The following is a 10,795-nucleotide window of genomic DNA, read 5'->3' on the forward strand; positions in this document are numbered from 1 at the left end:
GGTGCGAGGGCGCGCGGACCCCGATCCTGCGTGCGCTGGACGAGTCGCCGGTGGTCGCGAACATGACCGGCCGCGAACGGGAGATCGCCGAGCTCGCCGCCCGCGGCCTGAGCAACCAGGAGATCTCCGAGCGGCTCACGCTGTCGATACGGACCGTCGGGAATCACCTCACCAGGCTGTACGGGAAGCTCGGCATCCGGCGCGACGACCTGCCTGGGCTCTTCGACCTCGCCTGCTCGGACACGATTGAGTAGCGGACTACTCAAGTCAGGCCTCCACCACATTCCCTAGCTTCGGGCCGTGACGCCACACGACGCCTGGCACGCCCTGCCCTTCACCTACGCGCAAGCGCTCCACCTGCGCGAACAGGGGATGATCGCGCACGACATCGCCCGCCGGCTCGACGTTCCGGCCGACTCGGTCGACGCGCTCCTGCGGCTGGCCGAGGCCAAGTTGGCAGCCGTCGAACAGAGGGGAAGCACGGACGTGAGGACCGTTGGGCTCGCATTGAGCGGTGGGGGTGCGCGCGGCGATTTTCAGGTCGGCGCGCTCAAGTACCTGTACGAAGAAGCGGGGGTGACTCCGCAGGTCATCGCCGGTGTGTCCGTCGGCGCGGTGAACGGCGCGATGCTGGCGCACGGACCACACCTCCTCGAACGCCTGGAAGGGATCTGGCGCGGTCTGGCGAGCAACAACTCGTTCTACGTCAAAGCCGAGATCTTGCATGAGCTGGAACGCCTGCTGGGCGGCGAGTCGTCGCTGGCGGCCGTCGAACGGGCGTTGCGAGACTTCGCCTCCCGCTCGATCACGGCCGGTGGGGCGGTGGGAGTCGCCACGCTCTTCTTGGGGCCTTTGGGGTTCCTGCTCGGCACGGCGGGTGCGGCGCTCGACCTGCTGCCGGCGATCCAGCAGCTGCAGCGTGTTGTCGAGTGGTTCGGCCGCACGCGGGGCATCTACGACCTCGGGCCAACCCGCGCGTTGGTCATGGAGCATCTCGACCGCGGTGCGCTGGCGGCGTCCGGAATCGAGCTGCGGATGGGGGTGGTGGGGCTGGAGTCCGGCGGGCTGCGGTTCGTCGATCAGCACGGTCGGTTCGCCGACAACGGCGAGGGTCCGGTCGACCTCGTGGACGCGATCATCGCTTCATCCGCTATGCCACTGGCGTTCTCGCCGGTGGTGCTCGGCAACGGGACCTATGTGGATGGTGGTGTGCGCGAGGTCTGCCCGGTGCGCGCCGTCGTGGAGGCTGGTGCCGACCACGTGTGGGCGATCGCGTGTTCGGCGCTCGGGGTGCCGCCGGACGGGTCGTTCGCCTCGCGCGGCCTGCTCGACATCGCCTTCCGCGCCAACGACATCGCGGTCGATGAGGTGTTCCGATCCGACATCGACCCGGACCCGGCCGGGTGGGGTCACCACGTGCGGGTCGTCGTGCCGTCGATCAACGTGCACGACCCGTTGACGATCGATCCCGCCCTGATCCCGGTCGCGCTCGACTACGGCTGGATGACCGCCGCCGACGCGTTCCGCCGCTCGATCGAGGCCGTGCCGTCCGACGCGGTGGTGGACGCGGCCGAGCACGTCTTCGCCCGCAGCGTGGAGGCGTTGTTCAGCGATCAGGCGATGGCGCCGCAGATCCACGTCCCGGACCGGGCGGAGCGGTATCGGCAGGTGGTGAAGGAGGCGCTCGGCGACGGCCGCCGGGGTGCCGACCTGCTGGTCGAGTTCAACCGCGCGGCGCTGGAGGATGTCGTCGCGTTGCCGCCGCCCGCTTTCGGGGTGCTCTCCGACCGCGAGACTCTGGCCGAACGGTTGGGGGAGCGGCTCGAACGGCGTCCGCGGACCAGGGCCGAACAGCTCGCCACGCACATCACCGCGTTGCGGATGAAGCTCGTCCTGCTCGGGCGGGAACCGCACGTCCATTTCCTGCAGGACGAGCTCGGCCGGCAGCTGCGCGACATCGTCAAGTCGTTGCTGGCCGAGGCGATCAGCGAACGCCGGCGGCGGCACGGTGCCCTGCCTGCCGGTGCGGATTCGTGGGTGGACGCGTGAAGCTGGTTCCCTTCATCGCGGCGCTGCTGTTCTGCGCCACGCCATCTGCGGCTGCCGCACAGGAGTCGGTGTCGCTGGTACCGGCATCGGGCCCAGCTGGCACGTCGATCACGGTGACCGGCAAGGGGTACGACACATGTGTTGGCGCCCCGATGGTGGATGTGTCGTTCGACAGGGCCGCGACCGGGGTGAGCGCTCCGATCCGCGCCGACGGCTCGTTCACCGCGGTGATCAAGGTTCCGGGCGCGGCCGTCTCGGGTGATCACTTCGTCGCCGGTGCGTGCCGGGACAGCGGCAAGTCAGTCTCCGCTCGGTTCGAGGTGACGGCCGTGGCGTCCGATCCGGCGATCACGTTGCGGCCCGCTTCGGGGCGGGCGGCGTCGTCGGTGGGTGTGCGCGGCACCGGGTTCACCGCCTGCCCCGACCGGCGCGTCGACATCGTGTGGGACGAGAAGGAAACTGGCGTGACCAGCGCGGTTGCCGCCGACGGGACTTTCACAGCCACGTTCACGGTGCCGCGCAACGCATCTCTGGCGAACCACCGGGTGATGGCCGCGTGTCCGAGCGGCGACTACGCCCACGCGGCGTTCACGGTGAACGCCGCCGCCTTGGAACCCACTACCACAACCCGGCCCACGGTGACCACGACTTCGAAGGCGGAGACGACGACGTCTCCGCCTTCACAGACCACCACAACCACTTCGGTCGCCGCTGTTCCGCCTCCACCACGCCCCGGCTGGCCAGAGCCGGCGTTCGTCAGCCGCATGCCGACGGCGAGTCAAGTGCTGGACTTCGCCGCGGCCGCGTTGCCGTGGGGAATCCTGGTGGTGGTCCTGATCTGGGTGCTCGTCGGCTGGCCTGCGGAGCTGTTCAACAGCACCTACAAGCAGAACGAGCCCACCATCCGCCGGTGGCTGGGACGGCCCGGGATCCGCGCGCCACGCCGCCCGTCGGCCTGGCCGCTGGTGCTCGTGTTCGCGGCCATCGCGGCGGGCCTGCTCACGTTCGTGCAGGCCGGTCCCGAGATCGGCCGCGACGACGTGGCGCTGGCACTCGGCTATCTGCTGGCGATCCCGCTCGTCGCCGTCGGCTATGAGTTCGCGATCGAGACCCACCACCGCAACACCCCAGGCGGCGGGATCGCGCGGCTTCGGATCGTCGTGCCCGCTCTCGTGGTCGCGGTGATCTGCGCGTTGGTGTCGCGGTGGCTCGACTTCGTGCCGGGCTACGTCTACGGGCTGCTGATCGCCTACATCGAGATCGACGGCCGCAGCAGGCTGCCGCGGGTGCGCGCGGTCGGGGTGCTGCGCGGGGTGCTGCTGCTGTTCGCTCTCGCTGGCGGTGCCTGGGTGTTGTGGCAGTTCGGCACGCATCCGGCGACGACCGGCGACACGACCTCGTTGCCGTTGCGGGTGCTGGACACCGCGCTGGTGCAGATCGCCGTGCTGGGCATGGAGACGCTGGTCATCGGCCTGATCCCGATCGACTTCCTGCACGGCGGCGTGCTGCGGGAGTGGAGCCGCAAGGTGTGGTTCGCGGTCTACGCGCCCGCGGCGGTGCTGTTCGTGCTCCTGTTGATCGGTCCACAACAGACACTGCAGCGCGAGGGCGGCAGCCGGCCGGTCGACGTGCTGAAGTCGATCTGGCTGTTCCTCGGCTTCTGCACGGCGTCGTTCGCGTTCTGGGGCTTCTTCAAGCTCGTGAAGAGGCGCTCGATGGCTTGAACGGCAGCTGCGCCTGCGATGACGGAACCGTCGGTCTCGATGTCGGCTCCGGCGTCCAGCAACGCGTCTATGCGCCGATGCAGTTCGTGTCCGAGGGGGACATGAACCCCCACGCGTAGCAAGCGTGCAACATTCGTGTGTTCATGCGGTACTGGATAGCTCGAACCCGGTATAGAGGGCCAGCGGGCGTGTTTCAATCCTTCGTGCCAACGACTTTCGGCTCTTAGTTCGTGCAAGGGTAAGCCAGTTCAACGGCGTCGTTTTATTCCGTTCTCGTCGACGCCGGTATTGAGGTCGTGAAGATCCCACCGCGGTGTGCGCGAGTCAGCTGATACGCAAAACGGCTCGCTGGCACCGTCAGGCCGCTCATCACCTGAAGTCAGTGCTGGACCGCTACGTGTTTCACCATAGCCACCGTCGACCACGAGAGCGCGGCACTACACGCGACCGTGCCCCGACCACCCGATGGCGAGGCTGAGCGGCGTGTCCGGGCGTGGCCGACGAGTCGTCGGTTGATCAACGAGTACGAACCTGCAGCAGCGTGATGCGCAGGTCAGGCTGCTGGGCCGGGTTTTGGCACCCCACAGGGCTCCGACCACTCCGACACGTTGACGCGCCGAGGATCGGACCAAGCGCACTGCCACGCCACGACGCGACCACCTCCGCGTACCTGGCCACATGTTCATGTCGCTGAAACCAACGCGGTGCCCGCGCTGACATAGTGTCTCGTCATCCTCGACGAGATTGATCCTTTCATCGGAACGGCTGCCACCTCACTGCCTGCGGCGCAAGGGCTGGCGGCCACTTGGTGGTGGCCGAAAGCGCAGGTCGGCAACACCCACCCCGGCGCGACGTCCCCGCTCGGCATGGTGTCCGCCTGCGCCTACTCCGGTGCCTATCCCACCGGATACGGCCTCTACATGAAGAACACCGAGGGTCAGCCGGAGGACCTGTTCGACCGGCTGCAGGCGTCCGGTTTCACCCACTTCCAACAGTCCGGTACCGGTGCGATACGCAAGTACTACAACTACGTGCGGGTGACCCCGATGGTGCAGCAGCTGGACGTCCTCGGCCAGGCCTGGCCGCTGCACGACGAGACCGCTGAAGCCGGGTACTACGCGGCCACTCTCGACACCGGCATTCGATGTGAGGTCACGGTCGGCGCCAAGGTCGCCGTCCACCGATACGCCTTTCCCGAGCATCGCAGCGCACGGGTCGTCGTCGACCTGTCCTGCGGCGGGCTGGCCATCGACCTCGGCCGCACAGTGCCGCTGCGGGCGCATGTGGAAAGCCTTGGCAACGGCCGCGCCCAGGGAACGGTGGTCGTCGAAGGCGTGCCGCTGTCGGTGTACATCAAGGTCGACAGTCCGGGCTGGCGGCAGATGCTCTGGCATGACCGTCGGCTGATCGAGGGTGGCACGCGGCTCGACTTCGACCGCATCAGGCAGACCACGCTGCGCCCGTTCGGGATGCTCTACATGGGCCCCACCACCGCCGGGCAGAGCGTCGAGATCCAGATCGGATTCTCTCTGCGTGGCTGTGAACAGGCCCGGGAGAACTTGTATCGCGAATGCGGTGACGGGGCGCCGGCGTTCGACGTCGTCCGGGCGCAGACCAAGGCTCGGTGGCGCGACCACGTGGGCCGGGTGGAGGTCGAGGGCGGGTCACCCGCCAGGCGGCAGGTGTTCGCGACGGCCCTGTACCACTCTCTGATCAAGCCGTGCTTCGCCGACGATGAGAGCCCGTTCTGGCCGTCCTCCGGGCCGTTCGTGTTCGACATCTGCACGATGTGGGACATCTACAAGACCCAGCTGCCGTTGCTCATGGCCATCTGCCCGGACCGGGCGGTCGATCTCCTGGAGTCACTGATCCGGGTCTGTGAGGAGGAAGGCAACTTCCCCATCGGATATCGGATGGCTCGCGGCGCAGACAGGTTCTTCCGGCAAGCGAGCGCGTTGGTCCACACCGCGCTGGCCGACGTGCACGCCCTCGGCCTCGGCGACCTGGATTGGACCTGGGCGCTGGTGCACATGTACGACGACCTGCGCCGGATGTACGGCGAAGATTTCTACGAGCACGGCGTCGTGCACCCGATCTCGCACACGCTCGACCTCGCCTACGCCTGCCACTGCACCTCCGGCGTCGCCCGGACCCTGAACGACGTCCAGCTCGCCGACGACCTCGACGCGCGAAGCCGCCTGTGGTCCAACGCGTTCGACCCGGACACCGGCCTGCTTCTCGACTCGTCGTTTTACGAAGGCGGCAAATGGAACTACTCGTTCCGGCTGCTGCACGACATGGCCGCGAGAATCGCGATGGTCGGTGGGAACGAAGCTTTCGTCAGCACACTCGACGCGTTTTTCGGCTACGGCGCCTCGCGTGTGGTGCAGCCCGGTAAGCGGCCCGACTCGGCGGAGATGGCGGCCGGCTACCTGCTGAACCGGTTTGAGGGGCTGAACAACGAGCCGGACATGGAAGCGCCGTGGTCCTACCACTACGCGGCGCGGCCGGACCGCACAGCCGAGATCGTGCACGCGGCGCTGACCTGGCAGTTCGGCACCGGCCCCGGCGGCCTGCCGGGCAACGACGACTCGGGCGGGCTGAGTTCCTGGTACGTGTGGGCCTCGCTCGGTCTGTTCCCGGTCGCCGGGCAGAACCTGTTCCTCGTCAACGCGCCTGCCTTCAGCCGCGCCACTCTGCACCTCGGGGACCGCGATTTCGTCATCGAGACGCGTGGACACCGCGAGACGTCCATCAGTTCCGACGGGTTGGACGCGGACCCGCCGCCGCAGTACGTGCAGTCCGCCCGGCTGGACGGCAAACCGCTGGATGCGGCGCATCTGCGCGCATCCGACGTCCACGCCGGCGGCCGGCTGCTGCTCGAACTCGGCCCGCACCCCTCGGAGTGGGGACGCAAGATCCTGCCGCCATCGGTGTCCGACCCGCTCGGAAAGGGGGCTCGCACATGAGCAGGCCAAGCCGCCGTCTCGTCATCGTGGTCCGGGCGACCCAGTCATCTGCGGTCACTCCGCAGAAGCCCGCAACCTGGCCGAGGTCGCGCTCACCCGCGGCTTCGACGACGTCCGGCTGCTGACCTGGCCGATACCCGTGCTGCAGGCGGCAGGCCTGCCGCTCAAGCCGCTGGATCGGATCATGCCCTACAGCGAAGGCATCACCGTGGAGCGGCCCGAGCCGGTCGGCGACTACCGCGTACCCGATGGCCGATACCTGGCCGGGCTGACGGGACGCCTGGTCGAACTGCTTGCCGAGCCGGTCCCGACCACATGCGTATCGATGTACCTCGCTCCCCACGACGCCGTGGTACGCGACGCCGTCGACGCGGCACGCGCGGCCGGCTACGCACCTGACGTCCACACCATCGCGAAGGCGGTCGGCTCGGACGTCACCAACGTGATTCGCTCGTGCCTGCACGAGAGGCGATTCGGGGCAGCCGTGGTCCTGTTCACCCGGTTCCTCGCCAACGACCAAGTGATCGCCGTGTCGGAGTACACCAGGCAGGAGATCATTGCCTGCGCAGAGGCCATCGACACGCACTGCGGCACCCGGTTCGCCCGCCAGTGCGTTCGCCGGATATCGGTCAGCTACCCGCCGATCGACACCTCGGCATACCTCGACCTCGATCCGGCGCTCGTGGACACCGCCCTGAAGCGACGCGGCCTGGAACGCGACGGGTACGTGTTGTTCCTGTCCCGGGTGACCCGGGCCAAAGGCATCTACGACCTGGTGGACGCGTTCGCCCAGTGCCAGGCGCAGTCACGGCTGAAGCTCGTGATCGCCGGTAACGGCCCCGAACTGGAGCACGTCCAGGCGATCACTCAGCACAACGACCGGATCCTCTTCCTCACCGACGTGGAGGACGAGGAAAAGCCGCTGCTGATGAACGGCTGCGCCGTATACGCGCTGCCAACCAAGCCCGAACCGGACTTCGTCGAGACCTTCGGCATCGCGCTGACCGAGAAGATGCTCGCAGGCGGCGGGCCAGTGATCACGACCACCACAGGAGGCGTCGGCGAAGCGGTGGGCGAGACGGCCATCCTCGTCGAGGCCGGGAACACCACCCACATCGCCGCTGCGATCGACCGGGTGGTGCTCGACATGTCAGCCGAGGAACGGCAACTCATGGCGGACCGAGCACGCGAGCACGCCCTGTCTTTCGACCGTGTCCGGGTGTTTGACAGCCTCTTCGCCACGTCCAACCCAGCTGTCGTCCTAACGGGATGAACCCGTGTGTTCCCCAGCAGCCTCGATGGCAAGCTGAACCACGTCCTGTGCCGCTCGAAAGTCGTCACTGCAGCGTGTCGGCGCATCTCTTCCAGGCTGAGAGCATGCTCGGGTGATCGTGTCCCTGCTCGATCACAGTTGGTGTGATCGCCGGCTTCGCGGAGCACGGCACGAGGGCCGCCTTGCTCTACGTCGACGGCGGCCCGGACCTGTACACCCCCGACACGCGGCCGAACGGCAACTTCGACGCGATGGGTTTGGCTCACCTGCTGGCGATACCCGGCCATGTCTCCGAGGTCGCGGGCGTGGGCAGAACCACGCCGTTGCTGGCCGCACGCGATGTCGTCTCCTACGGCCACACCCTGCCGGAGGGTGACCTCGAACTGCGTCTGCTCGACGAGCTGGAGGTGACTCATCTCCACGCCGACGAGGTCCACGCCGACCCGGCGGGCGCAGCCGGTCGGGCCCGCTGCGCGATGGAGGAGACGAGGGCGCCGTTCGTGGTCCACTGCGATGTGGACGTCCTGTCCTTCGCCGACACGCCGCTGGCCGACGTGCCGGACTCGGGCGGTGACCCGATCGGGTTGCGGTTGGACGAGCTGGCCGCGAGCCTCGCCGTGTTCGCCGCGAGTTCCCGGTTCGCTGGGCTCGTGCTCACCGAGATCAACCCTGATCACGCGCCCGATCCCGGCGTGCTGCGACACTTCCTCGTCGTCCTCGCCGATGCCCTCGCCGAAGCGAGGTGAGCCGCGCACGTGGTCAATCCCTGTTGGCCAGTGCCACAGGTGATCTGGCCTGGTGCGCGGCGACGACCATGACGATGACGGCGGCCAGGGCGCCGACGTAGAGCGGTGCCGTGTACCCCAGACCCGCGGTGATGGCCAGGCATCCGCAGGACGGCGTTCTACCGCTGGAAACGACGCCACGCGAGGAAGGACGCGACGGGCTCAAAGACCGCTCCAGCGCCCCGTTGCACCGCCCGCACGACTGGACAGCCCGCGTCCGTTCACGAACGCATCGGGTCGAGGCTTATGACACCGAGCAGGCGACGTGGATCATCGACTACCGGCTCGGGCACCTGTTCGCCGGCTAGCGGTCATGCCACCTTGGTGGAACCCGCGTCGACGGCCCAGGTCGACCCGATCACGCTCGACATCGTCGGCGACGACAGCAGCAGCACCGCGCGGGCGATCTCGCCCGGCTCGATCATCCGGCCGGTCAGCATGCCCAGTTCCTTCGGCAGCGCGCCCAGCAACGTGGTGTGCTCGACCCCGAACGCGCCCGCCACCTGCGAGATGTAGCCGCCGCAGAGCGCGCAACCACAGGCCACCGCGACCTGATTACCCGATTGAAGACCTGGGCTGCAGGTCCGTTCGTCGTCGGCGAGTACTCGGCGGCTTGATCAACGAGTACGAACCTGCAGCGGCCTGACGCGCAGGTCAGACCGCTGTGCCGTGTTTTGGCACCCCACAGGATCCGACCCGGTAGCACCGCGGGAACGTCTGCCTGCCAACTCTGGGGTTGGCGGGCAGACGTTCCCGTGTTCAGCAGGGCATCAGCTCAGCACTTCTGCAGGTCCGCGTTCGTGCTCTGGCGGAAGAAGCCCTCGTGTTGGTTGGTGCGGTTGAACACCCAGACCCAGTACCAGCCGTCAGCCCCAAGGATCTGGCACTCCGCACGGAGGTGATCGCCCGTGGTCGCTTGGCCCTGGTTGCAGAACAACGCCATGCACTGGTACAGCGGCCCGCTGGCGGACCTCCCCACGCCGACGTCGTTGCAGTGCGTCGGCGGGTCCCGGTGAATCAGCTTGAGCTTGTCAATGAATCCGGTGTGCCCGTTGGTCCGGTTGTACACGAGCGCCCATGTCGTCGCCCCGGCGGGGTAGACGCAGATCTCGGAGAGTTCTTGACCTGGCCGCGCCTCACCCTTGTTGCAGTGCGTGCCGGGGCATTGATACAGCGTCTGCACGCTCGCGACTTCGTTGGGCCAGCCCACCGCCTTTGTCGACACCTCGTCCGAAGCCCCGAAAGTTCGCTCGAGTGATCCCTGAGCCATCGCGGGTGCGGCCGCCCCCGCCGTCAGCACCAGCGCCGCGAACGCGGCGAGCAGTGCTCTGACCGCTTTTCCTACCACCAAAACTGCCTCCCCTAACGGTTGGATTGCTCCGTCAGAGTGGGAGTACCGGGATGTGTGGATGTTGAACGGTTCTGCAATCCCCAAGTCAGTAGGATCACTGGCTCCTGGGGAGGGGCGCATGACGGTGGTCAACCTGCTGGGCGAGGTGACCGTTCAGATCGACGGTCGGCAGGCGGAGCTGGGGCACGGGCGGCAGCGATGCGTCCTCGCGGCGCTGGCGGTGGACGCGGGCCGGGTGGTGCCGGACGACCGGCTGGTGAACCGGGTCTGGGCGCCGGACGTGCCGGCGCGGGCTCAGAAGTCGTTGTACAGCTACATCTCCCGGCTCCGGCAGACGCTCGCGGGCGAGCAGATCGAGCGCAGGCCGGGCGGGTACGTGCTGGCCGAGGGCGACACGGATCTGCGCCGGTTCCGCGAGCTGTGCGTCTGCGCAGGAGAAAGCACGGACATCGAGCGAACGGAGCTGCTGACCGAGGCGCTCGCGTTGTGGCGTGGCGACGCGCTGACCGGGCTGCCGGGGGAGTGGGCGCAGGCGGAACGCGATCGGCTGCAGCTGGAACGCCTTGCCGCGCAACACGATCTGGTCGACGCACGGCTGCGCACCGGGCAGACCGGGGGGCTGGTCGCCGAGCTGTCCGACCGCG

The 10,795-nt window shown here is 68.0% G+C and carries 11 protein-coding genes; 8 read left to right on the top strand and 3 right to left on the bottom strand.

All coding sequences use genetic code 11. The annotated features are described in order from the left end of the window. From FXN61_RS41835 to FXN61_RS41850, 4 genes are all read left to right on the top strand, one after another. Positions 1 to 254: helix-turn-helix domain-containing protein (locus FXN61_RS41835; protein WP_167979394.1), on the top strand; the 254-nt coding region annotated here is incomplete at its 5' end. Positions 255 to 300: 46 nt separating this feature from the next. Beyond that, positions 301 to 2,049 carry a patatin-like phospholipase family protein gene (locus FXN61_RS41840; protein ID WP_167979395.1) on the top strand — a complete coding sequence of 583 codons (1,749 nt, stop codon included), beginning with the start codon at positions 301 to 303 and terminating at the stop codon, positions 2,047 to 2,049. Next, positions 2,046 to 3,773 (top strand): FGLLP motif-containing membrane protein, encoded by a 1,728-nt coding sequence (locus FXN61_RS41845; protein WP_167979396.1) that lies wholly within the window; start codon positions 2,046 to 2,048, stop codon positions 3,771 to 3,773. The genes FXN61_RS41840 and FXN61_RS41845 overlap by 4 nt, the downstream gene beginning before the upstream one ends. Positions 3,774 to 4,528: 755 nt before the next feature. Then, on the top strand, positions 4,529 to 6,742 hold the full coding sequence (locus tag FXN61_RS41850; RefSeq protein WP_312878416.1) for a glycoside hydrolase domain-containing protein: 2,214 nt from the start codon (positions 4,529 to 4,531) through the stop codon (positions 6,740 to 6,742). 54 nt (positions 6,743 to 6,796) lie between these two features. Here the strand turns inward: FXN61_RS41850 and FXN61_RS54925 are convergent, their stop codons facing one another. Beyond that, positions 6,797 to 6,928: a hypothetical protein gene (locus FXN61_RS54925; RefSeq protein ID WP_281360851.1), complete on the bottom strand. Its 132-nt coding sequence runs from the start codon at positions 6,926 to 6,928 to the stop codon at positions 6,797 to 6,799. On the opposite strand from FXN61_RS54925, the gene FXN61_RS41855 reads away from it, so the two are divergent. From FXN61_RS41855 to FXN61_RS41865, 3 genes are all read left to right on the top strand, one after another. Continuing rightward, positions 6,927 to 8,015, top strand: a complete 1,089-nt coding sequence (locus FXN61_RS41855; RefSeq protein WP_223165830.1) for a glycosyltransferase — start codon at positions 6,927 to 6,929, stop codon at positions 8,013 to 8,015. The two genes, FXN61_RS54925 and FXN61_RS41855, sit on opposite strands and share 2 nt — an antisense overlap. 131 nt (positions 8,016 to 8,146) lie before the next feature. Beyond that, a complete protein-coding gene (locus FXN61_RS41860) occupies positions 8,147 to 8,761 on the top strand; it encodes an arginase family protein (protein ID WP_167979400.1) in 615 nt (204 codons plus the stop codon). 110 nt (positions 8,762 to 8,871) lie between these two features. Further along, positions 8,872 to 9,108, top strand: a complete 237-nt coding sequence (locus FXN61_RS41865; protein WP_167979397.1) for a hypothetical protein — start codon at positions 8,872 to 8,874, stop codon at positions 9,106 to 9,108. 3 nt (positions 9,109 to 9,111) lie between these two features. Here FXN61_RS41865 and FXN61_RS41870 read toward each other — a convergent pair whose 3' ends face one another. Together FXN61_RS41870 and FXN61_RS41875 are read right to left on the bottom strand one after the other, a co-directional pair. Beyond that, complete coding sequence (locus FXN61_RS41870; protein WP_188136064.1) at positions 9,112 to 9,345, bottom strand: SDR family oxidoreductase; 234 nt, start codon at positions 9,343 to 9,345, stop codon at positions 9,112 to 9,114. 230 nt (positions 9,346 to 9,575) lie between these two features. After that, the gene (locus FXN61_RS41875; RefSeq protein WP_167979398.1) at positions 9,576 to 10,148 is read right to left on the bottom strand and encodes a hypothetical protein; all 573 of its coding nucleotides are present in this window, start codon (positions 10,146 to 10,148) and stop codon (positions 9,576 to 9,578) included. 121 nt (positions 10,149 to 10,269) lie between these two features. Between FXN61_RS41875 and FXN61_RS41880 the strand changes: the two genes are divergently transcribed. Continuing rightward, positions 10,270 to 10,795, top strand: a 526-nt coding sequence (locus FXN61_RS41880) for an AfsR/SARP family transcriptional regulator (protein ID WP_188136065.1), incomplete at its 3' end; no start/stop codon positions are given.

This window comes from Lentzea indica (assembly GCF_012184385.1).
Classification (GTDB): domain Bacteria; phylum Actinomycetota; class Actinomycetes; order Mycobacteriales; family Pseudonocardiaceae; genus Lentzea; species Lentzea indica.